Raw genomic sequence first — 18,155 nt, forward strand, 5'->3', positions numbered from 1 at the left:
CGGCAAAGCGCCGATGGTAAAGCGGACCACTGCAGTGTAGGCGTTCGCAGGTGCGGCGTGGCCGATCGTGCCGACGCGCGATGAGGGAAGTTCTACCGAAAGGCGGATGGAAGCGGGCGGAGGCCGATGAAAGCCGATGCAAGCCGATAGAAGCCGCTTGAAGCGTTAGCGGCGCCCCGCCGAAGCAACGGCGGCTTTCGTCCGCGAAGCCGCCGCTAAGAAGGAGCGTCATCGACGCCCCGATACCAGATCACTGGCTCAGATAAACGAACTGGCCATTCTTGATGGTGCCCATCACGCTCGCGCGCTGATCGAGACCGACGTGATCCTTCGGGCTCGTGTTGACGACCCCGTTCGGCACCACCAGCTCATGCGCATGCTCGAGCTCGTCGCGCAACGCGACGCGAAACGCCGGCGTGCCCGGCTGCGCGGTCTTCAACGCACGCGCGACGGCGTCCTGCAGACGCGGGTACACGCCGGCCGCGTCGCCCGCGAACTGCGTGACGCTGCCGGGGCCGTACTTCGCCTCGTACGCGTCGACGAACGCGAGCGCCGCCTTCTTCGACGGGTGATCGGCCGGCAGCGTGCGCGCAACGACCACCGGCTGCGTCGGGAACAGCGTGCCTTCAACGTCTTTGCCGCCGAGCTTGATGAACTCCGGCGTCGCGATGCCATGCGTCTGATAGATCGGCCCCTTGTAGCCGCGCTCGATCAGCGTGCGCTGCGGCAGCACCGTCGGCGTGCCCGCGCCGGCTATCAGGATCGCGTCGGGTCTCGCGGCCATCAGCTTCAGGATCTGGCCGGTCACGCTCGCGTCGGTGCGGTTGTAGCGCTCGGTCGCGACCAGCTGGATATGACGCAGCGCCGCGAACTTGCTGAACTCGTTGAGCCAGCTTTCGCCGTAGCCGTCCGCGAAACCGATGAAGCCGACCGTTTTCACGTTGTGGTTCGACATGTAGCGCGTCACCACGTCGGCCATCGCGCTATCGGTCTGCGCCATCTTGTAGGCCCAGATCTTCTTGCCTTCCTGCGGTTCGACGACGCTTGCCGAGCCGATCAGCGTGATCATCGGGGTCTGGCTTTCGGCGACCGGATCGAGCGCGGCCATCGCGGCCGGCGTGATGTTCGGGCCGACGACCACGTCGACGTGGTCCTCGTTGATCAGCTTGCGGACGTTGCGCACCGCGTTGCCGGGGTCGGACGCGTCGTCGAGGAAGATGTAGTCGGCTTTCTGGCCGGCGATCGTCTGCGGCCACATCAGCATCGCGTTCTTGCTGGTGATGCCGATCACGGCGGCCGGCCCCGTGTACGACAGATCAATGCCGACTTTCAGATCGGCGTGCGCCGCGCCGGCGACGAGCAGCGCGGCGGCCGCGAGGCCGCGCAGGGTGTTGCGTACTTTATTGTTATGCAACTTCATCAGAAGGTCTCCGTAGCGAGAGGGCGGTATGGAAGCGGTATAGAAGCGGCGGTATGGAAGCGGTTCAAAGCTCGTAGGATTCGTGTTCGCCCTTCAGCGCCTGCTCGATCAGCTTGCGGTTCAGGCTCGGCGACAGCAGCTCGACGAGCGTATACACATAGCTGCGCAGATACGCGCCCTGTTTCAGCGCGACGCGCGTCACGTTGCTGCCGAACAGATGGCCGACCGGCATCGAGCGCAAATGGCGGTCGCGCTCGGCGTTGAACGCGATGTCGGCCATGATGCCGACGCCGAGCCCCAGCTCGACGTAGGTCTTGATCACGTCGGCGTCGATCGCCTCGAGCACGATGTCCGGATGCAGCCCGCGCAGGCGGAACGCCTCGTTGATCTTGGTGCGGCCGGCGAACGCGTTGTCGTACGTAATCAGCGGGTATTGGGTGAGGTCGTCGAGCGACAGCTGCTTGCGCTCGAGCAGCGGATGGTCGAGCGGCATCACCGCGACGTGGTGCCACTGAAAGCAGGGCAGCGACACCAGATCCTTGTAGTTCGAGATGGCCTCGGTCGCGATCGCGAGGTCGGCCTGGTCGTGTAGCACCATTTCGGCGACCTGGGTCGGGCTGCCTTGCAGAATCGAAAGGTGGACTTTCGGAAAGCGCTTCTTGAACTCGGCGATCGCGGCGGGCAGGGAGTAGCGCGCCTGGGTGTGGGTCGCGGCGATCGTCAGGTTGCCCTGGTCCTGCGCCGCGTAATCCTTACCGACCCGCTTCAGGCTTTCCACTTCCTGCAGGATTTTTTCGACCGATTGCAATATGATGCGGCCCGGCTCGGTCAGCGAGCGCACGCGCTTGCCGTGGCGGGTGAAGATTTCGACGCCGAGTTCATCCTCCAGCTCGATGATCGCCTTCGAGACGCCTGGCTGGCTTGTATACAGCGCCTTGGCCGCTTCCGTGAGGTTGAAGTTCTGCCGCACAGCCTCGCGGACGAAGCGGAATTGGTGCAGGTTCATATATAACCTCGCAGCATATAAAAAGAATTTTTTAGTCGTTTGAAATATAAGGCGAGTTTATTACGATCTGTCCATCTTTTTCAATATGGATATCTGTATTTGTTATAAGCAAATGAGCGATGGGTCTAAACGCTCGCTTGCGACAGCTGACAAACACGGATATTCGAGCCGCGGCGGAAACCGGACCGCCGTGTGTCACGCAAGTTTCGAAAAAATTGGGGTCCCCGAATGTACCAATACGATCAGTACGACCAGACCATCGTCGATGAACGGGTCGCGCAGTACGCCGATCAGGTTCGCCGCCGCTTGTCGGGCGAATTGAGCGAAGAGGAATTCCGTCCGCTGCGCCTGCAGAACGGCCTGTACTACCAGCGCCATGCGTACATGCACCGCATCGCGATTCCGTACGGCAACCTGCGCAGCGACCAGATGCGCGTGCTCGCGCAGATCGCGCGTGAACACGACCGCGGCTACGGCCATTTCTCGACGCGCTCGAACATCCAGTACAACTGGATCAAGCTCGAAGAAACGCCGGAAATCCTGCGCAAGCTTGCATCCGTGCAGATGCACGCCATCCAGACCTCGGGCAACTGCATTCGTAACATCACCGCCGATCAATTCGCCGGCGTCGCACCCGACGAAGTCGTCGATCCGCGTCCGTGGGCCGAAATCCTGCGTCAATGGTCGACGTTCCACCCGGAATTCGCGTGGCTGCCGCGCAAGTTCAAGATCGCCGTGTCGGGTTCGAAGGAAGACCGCGCGGCCGTGCAGATCCACGACATGGGCGTGTATCTGAAGAAGAACGCGCAAGGCGAACTGGTGGCCGACATTCTGGCGGGCGGGGGGCTTGGCCGTACGCCGATCGTCGGCGCGATCATCCGCCGCGATCTGCCGTGGCAGCATCTGCTGACCTACAGCGAAGCCGTGCTGCGTGTGTACAACCGCTACGGCCGCCGCGACAACATGTACAAGGCGCGTATCAAGATCCTGGTGAAGGCGCTGTCGCCGGAGAAGTTCTCCGCGCAGGTCGAGGAAGAGTGGCAGCACCTGAAGGACGGTCCGTCGACGCTCACGCAGGCTGAAGTCGATCGTGTGACGCAGTACTTCGCGCCGCCCGCTTACGACAAGCTGCCGGACACCGATACGTCGTTCGAAAAGCATCTGCTGGAAAACCGCGCGTTCGCGCGCTGGGTCGAGCGTAACGTGCGTCCGCACAAGGTGGCGGGCTACGCGTCGGTCACGCTGTCGCTGAAGCCGACCACGGTCGCGCCGGGCGACGCGACGGACGCGCAGATGGAAGCGGTCGCCGACTGGGCCGACGAATACTCGTTCGGCCAGCTACGCGTGTCGCACGAGCAGAACCTGATCCTCGCCGACGTCAAGAAGCGCGACCTGTTCGCGCTGTGGGAAAAGGCCAAGGCGCAAGGTTTCGCGACGCCGAACATCGGCCTGTTGACCGACATCATCGCGTGCCCGGGCGGTGACTTCTGCTCGCTCGCGAACGCGAAGTCGATTCCGATCGCGCTCGCGATCCAGGAACGCTTCAACGATCTCGACTACGTGTACGACCTCGGCGACGTGTCGCTGAACATCTCGGGCTGCATCAACGCGTGCGGTCACCATCACGTCGGCAACATCGGCATTCTGGGCGTCGACAAGGACGGCTCCGAGTGGTACCAGGTGACGCTCGGCGGCGAGCAGGGTACCGGCGCGACCGGCGCTCACCTTGGCCGCGTGATCGGCCCGTCGTTCTCGGCCGAGGAAATGCCCGACGTGATGACGAAGGTGATCGATACGTTCGTGGAAAACCGCCAGGAAGGCGAGCGTTTCATCGATACGTACACCCGCATCGGCATCGCGCCGTTCAAGGAGCGCGTGTACGCCGCTCGTCAACCGGCTCACGCGTAACCGCGAAAAGGATACTGAACAGATGGCTTCTATCATCAAGAACCGCGCGATCGTCAACGACGACTGGAGCGTCGTGCGTGCCGCGGAAGACGGCGCTTTGCCGTCGGTGAGCGAACTGCCGGCCGGCAAGGTCATCGTGCCGCTGGCGCTGTGGCAGGCCGAGCGCGAAGAACTCGTTGCCACGCGCAGCGCGGCAGACCTCGGCGTGTGGCTCGCGCCGGATAGCGAACCGGCGGATATCGCCGGCGATTTCGACAAGCTCGCCGTGATCGCCGTGGACTTCCCGGTGTTCCGCGACGGCCGCGGCTACAGCATCGGCCGGCTGCTGCGCGAGCGCTATGGCTACAAGGGCGAACTGCGCGCGATCGGCGACGTGCTGCGCGACCAGGTCAGGTTGATGTTCCGCTGCGGCTTCGACGCGTTTGCGGTGCGCGCGGACAAGGACATCCACGACGCGCTGAAGGCGTTCGACGATTTCACCGTGCAGTACCAGGGCGCCGTCGATGACCCGTCGCCGCTGTTCCGCCGCCGTGCCGCGCAGGCCGGCGCCGACAAGGTTTCGGCATGAGCACCGCCCAATCGTTGAGCCCGCAGCTGGCAGCGAAGGTCGAGCGACTCGACGCGCTGCTGGACTCGATCGCGACGCGTCACACGAACGTGAAGCTCGCGAGCAGCCTCGCGGCCGAGGACATGCTGCTTACGCACGCGATCCTGTCGCGCGGCGTGAAGATCGGCATCTTTTCGCTGAACACGGGCCGTCTGCATGCGGAAACGCTCGGTATGCTCGACCGCGTGAACGAGCGCTACGGTTACGACATCGAGCAGTTTCATCCGCAGCCGGCCGCGGTCGAGCAGTACGTGGGCGAACACGGCCTGAACGCGTTCTACGAAAGCGTCGAGCTGCGCAAGCGCTGCTGCGAGATCCGCAAGGTCGAGCCGCTCAATCGCGCGCTCGCCGACGTCAGCGCCTGGGTGACCGGGCAGCGTCGCGAGCAGTCGGTCACACGCGCCGAACTGCACGAGGAAGAGCACGACGGCGCGCGCGGCATCGCCAAGTTCAATCCGCTCGCGGACTGGACCGAAGCCGACGTCTGGGATTATCTTAAGGCGTTCGATGTGCCGGTCAATCCGTTGCATGCGCGTGGTTATCCGAGCATCGGCTGCGAGCCGTGTACACGGGCGATCCGCCCCGGCGAAGACAGCCGGGCGGGGCGCTGGTGGTGGGAGTCGCGCGATACGAAGGAATGCGGCTTGCATATCACGGCGATTACCCCGATTGCGGTCGAGCGCAACGAAAACGCGTCGGCCTGAGCGCCGCGCATAGAGCTTGCGGCGCATTACCGCCGAAACCGATCTGAATACTTTCGCCCGGGCGAGAAGCACTTGCCGGGCGAACCAACGAAGGACCCGCTATGAGCACCACGCTCGATTCCGCTGTGAACGCCCCGCTTGCCAACACGGTCAACCGGATGGATCACCTCGATTGGCTCGAAGCCGAGTCGATTCACATCCTGCGCGAACTGGTCGCCGAATGCAGCAAGCCGGCGCTGCTGTTTTCGGGTGGCAAGGATTCCGTCGTGGTGCTCGCGCTCGCCTTGAAGGCCTTCGGCCTCGGCGCGAACCGCAAGACGAAGCTGCCGTTCCCGCTCGTGCATATCGACACCGGCCATAACTACGACGAAGTGATCGACTTCCGCGATCGCCGTGCGCAAGAGATCGGCGCGGAACTGGTGGTCGGCCATGTCGAGGATTCGATCAAGCGCGGCACCGTGCGTCTGCGTCGCGAAACGGATTCGCGCAATGCCGCGCAAGCGGTCACGCTGCTCGAAACCATCGAGCAGTACGGCTACACCGCGATGATCGGCGGCGCGCGCCGCGATGAAGAAAAGGCTCGCGCGAAAGAGCGCATCTTCTCGTTCCGCGACGAGTTCGGCCAGTGGGATCCGAAAGCACAGCGCCCGGAACTGTGGAGCCTGTACAACGCGCGTCTGCACAACGGCGAACACATGCGCGTGTTCCCGATCTCGAACTGGACCGAGCTCGACGTGTGGCAGTACATCGCGCGTGAACAGCTCGAACTGCCGTCGATCTACTACGCGCACCAGCGCGAGATCGTGCGCCGCAACGGCCTGCTCGTGCCGGTCACGCCGCTCACGCCGATGCGCGAAGGCGAGACGAGCGAACAGACGCTCGTGCGTTTCCGCACGGTCGGCGACATCAGCTGCACGTGCCCGGTGGAAAGTGACGCGGACGACATCGAGAAGATCATCGCCGAAACGGCCGTCACCGAAATCACGGAACGGGGCGCTACGCGGATGGACGATCAGGTCTCTGAAGCCGCGATGGAACAACGCAAGAAGCAAGGCTATTTCTAAGCACACGACGAGGGCAATTGAACCATGAGCAGTATTCATCAACCAGAAGACCTCGGCGTGCTGCGTTTCATCACCGCGGGTAGCGTCGACGACGGCAAGAGCACGCTGATCGGCCGCCTGCTGTACGACAGCAAGGCTGTGCTCTCCGACCAGCTGTCGGCGCTGTCGCGCGCGAAGAACAAGCGCACGGTCGGCGACGAAATCGATCTGTCGCTGTTGACCGACGGCCTCGAAGCCGAGCGCGAGCAGGGCATCACGATCGACGTCGCGTATCGCTACTTCGCGACCGCCAAGCGCAAGTTCATCATCGCCGATACGCCGGGTCACGAGCAGTACACGCGCAACATGGTGACGGGTGCGTCGACCGCACATGCGGCGATCATCCTCGTCGACGCGACGCGCGTCACGTTCGAGAACGGCGTCGCGCAACTGCTGCCGCAAACCAAGCGTCATAGCGCGATCGTCAAGCTGCTCGGTCTGCAGCACGTGATCGTCGCGATCAACAAGATGGACCTCGTCGAGTACAGCGAAGCGCGCTTCAACGAGATCCGCGACTCCTATGTCGAGCTTGCGCGTCACCTCGGTCTGCAGGACGTGCGCTTCGTGCCGGTGTCGGCGCTGAAGGGCGACAACATCGTCACCGCCAGCGAGCGCATGCCGTGGTATGCAGGCCAGCCGCTGCTCGACGTGCTCGAAGCGCTGCCGGTCGAATCCGCGAGCGGCGAGGCGCTGCGCTTCCCGGTGCAGTTTGTCGCGCGCCAGGACGGCAGCCAGGCCGACGATTTCCGCGGCTATATGGGCCGCGTCGAATCGGGCGAAGTGAAGCTCGGCGACACGATCGTCGTGCTGCCGGCCAATCGTGAAGCGACCGTGGCCGAGATCATCGCGCCGGTGGTCGGCGGCACCGCGCAGGTAGACCGCGCGTTCGCCGGTCAGACGGTGACGATCCGTCTCGCCGAAGACGTCGACGTGTCGCGCGGCGACACCTTCGTGCTGCGTGAAGCCGCGCCGGAGCCGGCGAAGAAGCTCGAAGCGGACCTGTGCTGGTTCGACGACACGCCGCTGTCGACGCAGCGCAAGTATCTGCTGAAGCAGACCACCAACACGGTGTTCGCGAAGATCGGCGCGATCAAGGAAGTGCTCGACGTGCATACGCTGTCGCAGGCGACCGATCGCAAGGAACTGGCGATGAACGACATCGGTCGTGTCGCGCTGACCTTGCAGAAGCCGCTCGTGTGCGACGCGTACGACGCGCATCAGGGCACCGGCGCGTTCGTGCTGATCGACGAGGCGACCAACCACACGGTCGCGGCCGGCATGATCCGGGCGTTTTCCGCCTGAGCACGGCAAAGGCCGGCAGGCGGCGCAACGCGCCGCCGCGCCCGCTCCAACGAACAGGTTGATGTGAATGGGTAAGGTTTATCTGATCGGCGCGGGACCCGGTGCCGCGGACCTGATTACGGTGCGCGGCGCACGGCTGCTCGGCGCCGCCGACGTCGTGCTGCACGACGCGCTGGTCGAACCGGCGATGCTCGACTATGCGCCCACGCGAGCGAAGCGTATTGCGGTCGGCAAGCGCTGCGGCCAGCTATCGACGGCCCAGCAGTTCATCAACAAGCAGATCGTCGATGCGGCTCTGGAGCACGACGTGGTCGTGCGTTTGAAGGGCGGCGATCCGATGCTGTTCGGCCGCGCCGACGAAGAGATGCGTGCACTCGAAGCCGCGGGCATCGAGTATGAGGTCGTGCCGGGCATCACCGCCGCGCTGGCCAGCGCAGCCACGCTCAAGCGTTCGCTGACGCTGCGCGGCGTGTCGCGCAGCGTCGCGCTCGCGACGTTCAGCCGCGCGCCCGGTTCCGACGAGATCCGCGAGCAGGTCAACGCCGATTCGCTGGTGTTCTACATGGGCCGCGACAGCGGCGTCGAGATCGCGCAGCAACTGATCGATGCCGGCAAGCCCGCGACCACGCCCGTGGCGATCGTCGAGGCGTGCAGCACGCCGCGCGAACGCATGCTGACGCTGACACTGGAAGATCTGGCGAACGGCGAAGCGCAGCGCTGGGTCGATGCGTCGCAGCCGAGTCTGTTGATGATCGGCGAGGCGTTCGCGGCGCGGCAGACCGAGGCGACGCGCTCGTCGAATGGGATGCGGGTCGCAGCCTGACACTCCCCGGCAGGGCCGGCCCGGGAGCGGCGAATCTGAGCAACCAGAACGAATCGATCAGACCTGCCGCAAGCAATACTGCGCAAGCGCATCCAGTACCGAATCATCCTCGCCGACCGCCACCGCGCAGCGAATCTCGACACCGGGATGCGCGGCGCGGCATCGATCGACGATCGCGGGCAAATCCTTGCGGACATGTCCGCCTTGCCCGAAGAACACCGGCACCACGGTGATCGCATCGCAACCTTGTGTGACGAGTTGCGCGACGGCCGTCGGCAGGTCGGGTTCCATCAGTTCGAGAAACGCAAGTATGACCGCCTGAGCTTCGCCCGTCGCCGCGCGCGCGGCGCGCAGCTTGTCGGCGAGCCGTTCGAACGGCTCGCGCCAGCGCGCATCGCGCGCGCCGTGGCCAAACAGAATCAGTCCGTGCATAGCCATCGCGTCAGCTCCTGACGATGCCCGTCAACGCCCGGGCCTTAGTGCCGGTCGACCCACTTCAATCCGACGAGCCCGAGCACCAAGTAGACGAGCCCCGGCGTCGCCGCGGTCAGAGGCGCGGGCCAGGTATTGAGCGTGCCGATGTGCGAGAACAGCGTGTTGAACAGCTGGAAGCTCATGCCGAGCATGATGCCGCCGAACACCTTCACGCCGACCACGCCCGCGCGCGTATGCAGATACGCGAACGGCAAAGACAGCACCAGCATCACGAACACCGCGAACGGATACAGTACCTTGCGCCACAGCGCGATTTCATAGCGTTGCGTGTCCTGATGGTTTTCGGTCAGATGCTGGATATAGCGGAACAGATTGAACATCGACATGCGGTCCGGCGACACCAGCAGCACCGACAGAATCTGCGGCGTCAGTTCCGAGCGCAGCGAATACTCGGGCAGCGTGACCTGATTCGCGCGATAGACCGGATTGAGCGCATCGGCCGGCGTGCCGGGAGCGGGGGCCACGTCGAGCAGCTGCGTGTCGGTCACGCCGGTCAGCAGCCAGTGGCCCGGCGGCTGATAGCGGCCGCTTTGCGCAATACGAACGTTCGACAGACGGAACTTCGAATCGAACTCGTAGATGCGCACGTTGCTGATCGTCGCGTCGGGCTTCAGCTCGCCGACGTTGACGAAGCGCGTGACCTGTTCGCCGTCGGCGCGCTCGGTCAGCGTGTCCTTGACCCACACGCCCGACTGGAAGTTGGTCGACACCGACGAGCCGAGCGCCTCGAGCCGCACACGCTCGGACAGCTGATCGGTGTACGGGCCGACCACTTCGCCGATCAGATAGGTGACGAACACTAGCGGAATGCCGATTTTCAGCAGAGAGCGCAGCGCCTGATTCGTCGCGAGGCCCGACACGCGGAAGATCGTGTATTCGGAGTTCGCCGCCATCTGCGCGAACACGTAGATCGCGCTGATCAGCGCCGCGACCGGAATGATTTCGTAGAAACGCGACGGCGTTTGCAGCGCGACGCGCAGCACCGCGTACTGAAACTTGTAGTTCCCGTGGCCGACCGAGTTCAGTTCATTGATCAGGTCGAAGAAGAAGAACAGGCCTGAAAAAGCAAACAGGATGAAGACGAACGTGAGATAGATCTGACGCGCGAAATATCTTTCATAAATGCGCATCGGTCAGGCTCCCTGCGAACGGCTGAACATGGCGCGCGTGAACAGCGGCCGGTTGCGCACGCGCATCCAGAAGATGAACGCGACGATCCCGAGCACGATCACGTGCAGGATCACGAGCCCGACGCCGAACGACATCTTGCCCTGCTCGATCCATGCCTGCACGACGTTCAGCAGATTCGAATAGGTGAGGTAGATCAACACGGCCATCACGAGGTTGATCGTGCGGCTGCGCCGCGGGTTCTGGTGCGCGAGCGGAATCGCGAGCAGCATCAGGTTGATCGCGATCAACGGCAGGCCCGCGCGCCAGGCGAATTCGGCGAGGTTCTCGTTGGTCGGATTGCGCAGCAGCGTGAGCGTCGGCAAGCCGGTGGTGGTCGGCGTATTGACGACCGGCTGGCTCTGGATCTTCACGCCGTAGCGCTCGAACTCCATGATGCGGAAATCGGGGTGGCCCGGCTCGCCGTCGTAGCGGCGGCCGTTTTCGAGCACGACGAAACGGTCGCCGTTCTTGTGCGTCTCGATGTGACCGTTCTTCGACACGACGACGTTGACCTTGCCGCCCTCGGTGCTCGTCACGAACACGTTTTCCACGTGCCCCTGGTCGGGCGACATCTTCTCGATGAAGAACACGCGATGCGTGGTCGGCGATTCGCGGAACTGACCCGGCGCGAGCAGCGAGACTTCGTCGCGCTGCTGGAAGCGCGCGCGGATCAGCTTGCTCTGCTGGTTCGACCACGGCCAGCCGACGAACACGAAGAACATGATCAGGATGATGATCGGCGTGGCGAAAATACCGATCGGCTTGATGAATTGCGTGAGACTCACGCCCGAGGACAGCCACACGACCATCTCGGAGTCCTTGTACCAGCGCGTGAGCACGAACAGGATGGACACGAACAGCGTCGCGACGAGCATGATGGCCAGATAGCCGATCACGGTGAGGCCGATCAGGACCAGCACGTCGCGCGGATCGATCTCGCCCGAGGCCGCGAAGCCGACGATGCGGATCATCATCGTCGTCAGCACGAGCGTGAGGAGAACCATGAACACGGCGCCAGCCGTGTACGCGAGTTCGCGCTGGAGGGAGCGTTCAAAGATCATTATTGATGACGAGAGGGGGCGCTCACAGCGACGCGCGGGTTCGGTCCCGTCACGCCTCCGGTGCAGCCGCCGCGGGAAAAATAGCGGATAATTGCGGCTTTCATCCTAAGCCCAGATTTTATCCGAGGACAAGCGCGATGGACTTTAGCATAAAAGCCTGTGATTGGACCAAAGGCTCGACGAACGGTTTCCTGACCGGGAAATCCGATTGCATCGTGATCGGTGTGTTCGAGTCGCAAACGCTGTCGGGCGCCGCGCTGGAGATCGACGCGGCCACCAAAGGCCTGCTCACGCGCATCATCAAGGCGGGCGACATGGACGGCAAGGCGGGTACCACGCTGTTCCTGCACGAAGTGTCGGGCATCGGCGCGTCGCGCGTGCTGCTCGTCGGCCTCGGTAAACAGGATGCTTTCAGCCAGAAAGCCTACGGCGAGGCGGTCCGCGCCGCATGGCGCGCGCTGCTCGGCACGAAGATCGTGCAGGTCACGTTCACGCTCGCGCAACTGCCGGTGCTCGAGCGCACGGCCGACTGGTGCGTGCGCGCCGCGATCCTCGCGCTGCGCGAGCTGACCTACCGCTTCACGCAGATGAAGAGCAAAGCGGACAACACGCCGCGCGCGTTGAAGCGCATCGTGTTCAGCGTCAACACCGGCGACGAGAAGGCCGCCAAGCTGGCCGCCAAGCAAGGCGGCGCGCTCGCCAACGGCATGGACCTGACGCGCGACCTCGGCAACCTGCCGAGCAATGTCTGCACGCCGACCTATCTGGCGAACACCGCGAAGAAGCTCGCGAAAGACTGGAAGCTGAAGGTCGAGGTGCTCGGCGAGAAGCAGTGCGAAGCGCTGAAGATGGGCTCGTTCCTGTCTGTCACGGCGGGCGCGGTCGAGCCGGCGCAGTTCATCGTGCTGCAGTATCAGGGCGCCGCCGTGAAGGCCGCGCCGGTCGTGCTGGTCGGCAAGGGCGTCACGTTCGACACGGGCGGCATCTCGCTGAAGCCGGGCGAGGGCATGGATGAGATGAAATACGACATGTGCGGCGCGGGCTCGGTGCTCGGCACGCTGCGCGCGGTCGCCGAAATGGGTCTGAAGATCAACGTGGTCGGCATCATCCCGGCCGTCGAGAACATGCCGTCGGGCACGGCCACCAAGCCGGGCGACATCGTCACCAGCATGAAGGGCATCACGATCGAGGTGCTGAACACCGACGCCGAGGGCCGCCTGATTCTGTGCGACGCGCTCACCTACGCGGAGCGCTTCAAGCCGGCCGCGGTGATCGACATCGCGACGCTGACGGGCGCCTGCATCATCGCGCTCGGCCATCACAACAGCGGCCTGTTCTCGAAAGACGACGCGCTCGCTGGCGAGCTGCTCGACGCGTCGCGCGAAGCGGCCGACCCGGCATGGCGCCTGCCGCTCGACGACGAGTACCAGGATCAGCTGAAGTCGAACTTCGCGGACGTCGCGAACATCGGCGGGCGTCCGGCGGGCAGCGTGACCGCTGCGTGCTTCCTGTCGCGCTTCACGGATTCGTACCCGTGGGCGCACCTCGACATCGCGGGCACCGCGTGGAAGAGCGGCGCGGCGAAGGGTGCGACGGGCCGTCCGGTGCCGCTGCTCGCGCAGTTCCTGATCGATCGCGCCGGCCAATGACGCAGTGCGGTAAGCGCGCACACGGCGCGCGTCGAGCGGGGCGGAGCAGCCGATGACGAGAATCGACTTTCACTCGAACGTCGGCGATTCGCTGCTGTACGCGTGCCGCCTCGTGCGCAAGGCGTATCTGGCGGGCCAGCCGCTCGTCGTGCTGGCCGAGCCCGCGCGCCTGCGCGCGTTCGACGAAATGCTGTGGACCTTCTCGCCCCTCGACTTCGTGCCGCACTGCATGGCGGGCACGCCGCTCGCCGCCGACACGCCCGTCGTGCTGACCTCGAATCTCGACGACGCGCCGCATCATCAGGTGCTGCTCAATCTGGGCGCAGCGGTGCCGGCGCAGTTCGCACGCTTCGAAAGATTGCTCGAAGTGGTCGGTAACGCACACGAGGAACTCGCCGCGGGCCGCGAGCGCTATCGCTTCTATCGCGATCGCGGCTATGCTTTGAACAACTACAAGCAGGGCGGCTAGTTTCGTTCCGCTGCGCGTCGGGGCCGACGAACGTCGAGCCCATCGGGGCACGCATCATGCAGACCGCCTTGGCTTCGACCCAAACACGGAGAGCCACGTGTCCGATCCCCACGACAATTCGATCCCAATCCTGAACGAGGTCCTCGTGCCGGGCCGCACGCGCGAGACGCGCGAGGCGTCGGACGAGGCCGCCGCGCCCACCCCCCAACCGGGCGCCGAGCCCGCAACCCCGTCCACCGCGCAACCGGCGGCGCACGAGCCTGCATTGCGCAGCGAGCCTGCGTTCGTGTCGCCGGCCGCGCATCAGGCCGACCCGACGCTCGCGCCCGAGCCGGTACTTGCGCCACAGCCGGTGCCCACACCGGAGCAATTGAGTTCACCTGAGCCCGTGTTGGTGCCGGAGCCGCTGCCGACGCGTGAAGCCGAGCCCGCGGCCGAGCATGAGCCTCTCGCGCAGGCCGAGCTTCATCAGCCGCGCGTCGCCGATCACACGCACGCGAGAAGACACGCGCGGCCGCATCACGGCATTCATGCGCGACATGGGCGTGACGACCTGCATGAGGACGTCGAGGTGTCGCCCGGGGTATTCGATCGTACCGAGCCGTTCATCCCGCTCGAAGCCGGCGCGACCGTGCCGCCGGATCTCGGTCATGAAGGCGCGCACGAAGCCGCTGCCGCTGAGCCCACACTCGACGCCGACGCGATCGCCGCACGTCTGCATGGACGCTTCCAGAGTTTTCTGACGGGCGAGGGGCACGGCATCATCGAGGCGCGTTGCCGCGATGCAGTGCAGCAGCATACAAGTCTGCTCGTGAGTCAGATCACGCGCGAAGTCGCGCAGACGCTCGAAGCCGAGATGACAGATTGGGTACGCGAAGCGGTGGAAGAAGAAATCTCGCGGCGCTCGCGTTGATGCCGCCCATTGAAGGCCGCGTTCGAGTCACGCGCGGACTTCATCGGCGACACGAGACTTCCGTCATTTGAGCGACAGCACCCATGCCGCCAGTGTGGCCGCCTGATCGGGCGTCAGCTGCGTGTTCGCGGGCATCGGCACGGTTCCCCACACGCCGGTGCTGCCATCGAGGATCTTGTGCTTCAGATAGGTCGCGGCGTCGTCACGTCCCGCATAGCGGGCCGCAACGTCGTGCAGCGACGGCCCCATGAACTGGCGCGTGACCGAGTGGCAGCTCATACAGTTTTTCTGCTGTGCCAGCGCGAGGCCAGCCGCTTCGGCGCGGGCTGCGGGACTGGCGGCGCTCAATGCGGCGGCGAGCGCAACAGTGGCTGCTACGGCTGCGTACGACATCGATTTCATTATGGTCTCCGCCAGTGCAGATGCCCGGCTCGTGGTGCACGCATTATAAGAGCAAAGGGGCGCACGGTTTTTCGTGCGCCCCTTGCGCTTTTTGTATAGCGTGGCGGCGGATTCGTCCACGTGGAGCGCGCCGCGCCGGCCGCGCTGATCACCCCGTCACCGCCCCCCGATTCGCCGGCTGCGCGAGCGCGAAATACTTCGCCATCACACCGCGCGTGTAGCGTGGCTTCGGTGCCTGCCACGCGGCGCGCCGGCGCTGCAACTCGGCGTCGTCGATGTTCAGTTGCAGCAGCAGCCGGTGCGCGTCGATCGTGATCGAATCGCCTTCCTGCACGAGCGCGATCGTGCCGCCGACGAACGCCTCAGGCGCGACGTGCCCGACCACCATGCCCCACGTGCCGCCCGAAAAGCGGCCGTCGGTGATGAGCCCGACCGTCTCGCCGAGCCCCTTGCCAATGATCGCCGAGGTCGGCGCGAGCATCTCCGGCATGCCGGGGCCGCCCTTCGGGCCCAGATAGCGCAGCACGACGACGTCGCCGGCGACGATCTTGTCGGCGAGGATCGCTTCGAGCGCGCTCTGCTCGTCGTCGAACACGCGCGCCGGGCCCGTGATGACGGGGTTCTTCAGCCCGGTAATCTTGGCGACCGCGCCGTCTTCGGCGAGATTGCCCTTCAGGATCGCGAGGTGGCCTTCCGCGTAGAGCGCCTTATCGATCGGGAAGATCACCTGCTGATCGCTGCGCGGTTTGCCGGGTACGTCCTTCAGCTCCTCGGCGATGGTTTTGCCGGTGATCGTCATGCAATCGCCGTGCAGAAGCCCGGCGTCGAGCAGGATCTTCAGCACCTGCGGGATGCCGCCAGCCTTGTGCAGGTCGGTTGCGACATACTGGCCCGACGGTTTCAGGTTGCAGATCACCGGCACTTTCTTGCGCATGCGCTCGAAGTCCTCGATCGTCCATTCGACCTCGGCCGCATGCGCGATCGCCAGATAGTGCAGCACCGCGTTGGTCGAGCCGCCGGTCGCCATGATCAGCGCGACCGCGTTTTCGATCGACTGCTTCGTGATGATGTCGCGCGGCTTCAGATCCTTCTTGACCGCTTCGACGAGCACGCGTGCCGATTCGGCGGCCGAATCGACCTTCTCCTGGTCGGGATTGGCCATCGTCGACGAATACATCAGCGACATGCCGAGCGCCTCGAACGACGAGCTCATCGTATTGGCCGTGTACATGCCGCCGCACGAACCGGTCGACGGACAAGCGTTACGCTCGATGCCCTCGAAATCTTCCTGCGACATGCGGCCCGCCGTGAATTCGCCGACCGCCTCGAACGACGACACGATCGTCAGATCGGTGCCCTTCCAGTTGCCCGGGCGGATCGTGCCGCCGTACACGTAGATGCCCGGCACGTTCATGCGCGCGAGCCCGATCATGCCGCCCGGCATGTTCTTGTCGCAGCCGCCGATCACGACCACGCCGTCCATCCATTGACCCTGCACGCAGGTCTCGATGCAGTCGGCGATCACCTCGCGCGACACCAGCGAGTACTTCATGCCTTCGGTGCCCATCGACATCCCGTCCGAGATCGTCGGCGTGCCGAAGGTCTGAGGGTTCGCGTCGGCGCGCTTGATCGCGGTGACGGCGGCGTCGGCGAGTCGTTGCAGGCCGGCGTTGCACGGCGTGATCGTCGAGTGGCCGTTGGCGACGCCGATCATCGGTTTGTCGAAATCCTCCTTCTGGTAGCCGAGCGCGTAGTACATCGAGCGATTCGGTGAACGCGCAATGCCTTGCGTGATGTTCTTCGAACGACGGTTGTAGGCCATGGGAAGCTCCAAGTCTGGCTGTTCTGACGGATGCGCGCGGCGGCGTCCGCGCGCGCATCCGTTCAGTGTAGTTCTGCCAGACCGTGCAATCAGGCGGTTTTGCGTGACGCGTGTCGCGTGTATTATTCGTGGCTGTTTAGGTCGCAAAATATATTAATCATGCTGCCGACGATTCCCGATCTGCGCCAGTTGCGCTATTTCGTCACCGTCGCCGAGGAAAAACACTTCGGGCGCGCGGCCGCGCGTCTGTCGATGACGCAGCCGCCGCTGTCGCAGGCGATCCGCGCGCTCGAAGAGACGCTCGGTGTCGAGCTGTTCGCGCGCACCAAGCGCTCGGTCGAACTGACGGCGGTCGGCGCTGATCTGCTGCCCGAGGTGCAGCGGCTGCTCGCGGCCGCGGAAGGCTTGAGGCCGCTCGCGCAGAGCCTCGCGCGCGGCGAGGCGGGCGTGTTGTCGCTCGCGTTCGTATCGACCGCGGATTACGGCCTGCTGCCGCTCCTGCTGCGCGATTTCGGCGCGCGGCATCCGCGCGTGCGGCTGGAGCTGACCGAGGCGACCAGCGACGTGCAGGTCGAGGAACTGGTGGCCGGGCGGATCGACGCGGGTCTGGTGATCGCGCCGCTGCCGTCGCGGCATGCGGCGCGGCTGTCGTGGTTGCCGATCGCGCGCGAGCCGCTCGTGATCGCGATGTCGAGCGAGATGGCGCAAGGGTTGGGGGGCAGCGTGAACAAAAACGGCAACGGCGACACCTTTGAAGACCCCGCCGCCGAATGGCTCGACACGCCCGTCAGCCTGCGCGATCTCGCCGAAGCGCCGCTCGTGATCTTCCCAAGACGTCTCGCGCCAGGCTTTTATGACATCATTATGGATTGCTACGGCGTCGCGGGTCTCGCGCCGCGGATCGGCCAGGAGGCCATCCAGATGCAGACCATCGTCAGTCTCGTGTCCGCTGGCATGGGCGTCGCACTGGTGCCGCAATCGTTGCGTAACCTGCGGCGCACCGGTGTGGTGTACCGGCCGCTGTCCGAGTCGGTGCCCGCGATCGAGACCGGCCTCGTCTGGCGCACCGACGAGGTCAGCCCGGTGCTGGCGGGCTTCATCGATATCGTGCGCGCGCATGCGGCGAGCGTGGCGTCGCGGGTGTGAGCTCGCCTGCGACGTGAAAAATAATGCGAACGCTCGGCGAGGGACGGCGTCAAAGCCGGGCCTTCGTGCTCACGGCGCGCCCGCTGCGCTTCCTGGCACTGAGTTGATCGTCTTTGATCCGCTGTAAAAACTGCTTTCGAACCTGAACTGCCCAT

Annotated in this window: 17 protein-coding genes; 10 read left to right on the forward strand and 7 right to left on the reverse strand. The window is 64.7% G+C overall.

The window, feature by feature from the left end:
* Positions 1–250: 250 nt before the first annotated feature.
* Together L0U84_RS03435 and L0U84_RS03440 are read right to left on the reverse strand one after the other, a co-directional pair.
* A complete protein-coding gene (locus tag L0U84_RS03435) occupies positions 251–1,420 on the reverse strand; it encodes an ABC transporter substrate-binding protein (protein ID WP_233847753.1) in 1,170 nt (389 codons plus the stop codon).
* 64 nt (positions 1,421–1,484) lie between these two features.
* Entirely contained in the window at positions 1,485–2,426 is a 942-nt protein-coding gene (locus tag L0U84_RS03440) for a CysB family HTH-type transcriptional regulator (RefSeq protein WP_233847755.1), read from the reverse strand.
* Between the two features lie 228 nt (positions 2,427–2,654).
* Here L0U84_RS03440 and L0U84_RS03445 point away from each other — a divergent pair, with 228 nt between their 5' ends.
* The 6 genes from L0U84_RS03445 to cobA all read left to right on the forward strand — a co-directional run bounded on the left by L0U84_RS03445 (position 2,655) and on the right by cobA (position 8,873).
* Complete coding sequence (locus tag L0U84_RS03445; RefSeq protein WP_233847757.1) at positions 2,655–4,334, forward strand: nitrite/sulfite reductase; 1,680 nt, start codon at positions 2,655–2,657, stop codon at positions 4,332–4,334.
* Positions 4,335–4,356: 22 nt separating this feature from the next.
* Positions 4,357–4,902: a DUF934 domain-containing protein gene (locus L0U84_RS03450; protein WP_233847759.1), complete on the forward strand. Its 546-nt coding sequence runs from the start codon at positions 4,357–4,359 to the stop codon at positions 4,900–4,902.
* Complete coding sequence (locus L0U84_RS03455) at positions 4,899–5,645, forward strand: phosphoadenylyl-sulfate reductase (protein ID WP_233847761.1); 747 nt, start codon at positions 4,899–4,901, stop codon at positions 5,643–5,645. Before L0U84_RS03450 ends, L0U84_RS03455 begins: the two co-directional genes overlap by 4 nt.
* Positions 5,646–5,746: 101 nt before the next feature.
* Complete coding sequence (gene cysD, locus L0U84_RS03460; RefSeq protein ID WP_233847763.1) at positions 5,747–6,709, forward strand: sulfate adenylyltransferase subunit CysD; 963 nt, start codon at positions 5,747–5,749, stop codon at positions 6,707–6,709.
* 24 nt (positions 6,710–6,733) lie between these two features.
* Entirely contained in the window at positions 6,734–8,050 is a 1,317-nt protein-coding gene (locus tag L0U84_RS03465; protein WP_233847765.1) for a sulfate adenylyltransferase subunit 1, read from the forward strand.
* A 67-nt stretch (positions 8,051–8,117) separates the two neighbouring features.
* Positions 8,118–8,873 (forward strand): uroporphyrinogen-III C-methyltransferase, encoded by a 756-nt coding sequence (cobA, locus tag L0U84_RS03470; protein ID WP_233847766.1) that lies wholly within the window; start codon positions 8,118–8,120, stop codon positions 8,871–8,873.
* 57 nt (positions 8,874–8,930) lie between these two features.
* On the opposite strand, the gene L0U84_RS03475 is transcribed toward cobA, so the two are convergent.
* Genes L0U84_RS03475 through lptF form a run of 3 tightly spaced genes read right to left on the reverse strand, consistent with a single transcriptional unit; the run spans position 8,931 to position 11,599 of the window.
* Positions 8,931–9,311, reverse strand: a complete 381-nt coding sequence (locus L0U84_RS03475) for a sirohydrochlorin chelatase (protein WP_233847767.1) — start codon at positions 9,309–9,311, stop codon at positions 8,931–8,933.
* Positions 9,312–9,349: 38 nt separating this feature from the next.
* Positions 9,350–10,498, reverse strand: a complete 1,149-nt coding sequence (gene lptG / locus L0U84_RS03480; protein ID WP_233847768.1) for an LPS export ABC transporter permease LptG — start codon at positions 10,496–10,498, stop codon at positions 9,350–9,352.
* 3 nt (positions 10,499–10,501) lie between these two features.
* Entirely contained in the window at positions 10,502–11,599 is a 1,098-nt protein-coding gene (lptF, locus tag L0U84_RS03485) for an LPS export ABC transporter permease LptF (RefSeq protein ID WP_233847770.1), read from the reverse strand.
* Between the two features lie 137 nt (positions 11,600–11,736).
* Between lptF and L0U84_RS03490 the strand changes: the two genes are divergently transcribed.
* From L0U84_RS03490 to L0U84_RS03500, 3 genes are all read left to right on the forward strand, one after another.
* A complete protein-coding gene (locus L0U84_RS03490) occupies positions 11,737–13,248 on the forward strand; it encodes a leucyl aminopeptidase (RefSeq protein ID WP_233847772.1) in 1,512 nt (503 codons plus the stop codon).
* A gap of 52 nt (positions 13,249–13,300) precedes the next feature.
* Complete coding sequence (locus L0U84_RS03495; protein WP_233847775.1) at positions 13,301–13,717, forward strand: DNA polymerase III subunit chi; 417 nt, start codon at positions 13,301–13,303, stop codon at positions 13,715–13,717.
* Positions 13,718–13,814: 97 nt separating this feature from the next.
* Positions 13,815–14,630, forward strand: a complete 816-nt coding sequence (locus L0U84_RS03500; protein WP_233847777.1) for a DUF2486 family protein — start codon at positions 13,815–13,817, stop codon at positions 14,628–14,630.
* A gap of 63 nt (positions 14,631–14,693) precedes the next feature.
* Here the strand turns inward: L0U84_RS03500 and L0U84_RS03505 are convergent, their stop codons facing one another.
* Entirely contained in the window at positions 14,694–15,032 is a 339-nt protein-coding gene (locus L0U84_RS03505) for a c-type cytochrome (RefSeq protein WP_233847779.1), read from the reverse strand.
* Positions 15,033–15,180: 148 nt separating this feature from the next.
* Positions 15,181–16,854 (reverse strand): dihydroxy-acid dehydratase, encoded by a 1,674-nt coding sequence (gene ilvD, locus L0U84_RS03510; protein ID WP_233847781.1) that lies wholly within the window; start codon positions 16,852–16,854, stop codon positions 15,181–15,183.
* Positions 16,855–17,013: 159 nt separating this feature from the next.
* Between ilvD and L0U84_RS03515 the strand changes: the two genes are divergently transcribed.
* Complete coding sequence (locus L0U84_RS03515; RefSeq protein WP_233851922.1) at positions 17,014–18,000, forward strand: LysR family transcriptional regulator; 987 nt, start codon at positions 17,014–17,016, stop codon at positions 17,998–18,000.
* Positions 18,001–18,155 lie beyond the last annotated feature (155 nt).

The organism is Paraburkholderia sp. HD33-4, from assembly GCF_021390635.1.
Lineage (GTDB): Bacteria > Pseudomonadota > Gammaproteobacteria > Burkholderiales > Burkholderiaceae > Paraburkholderia.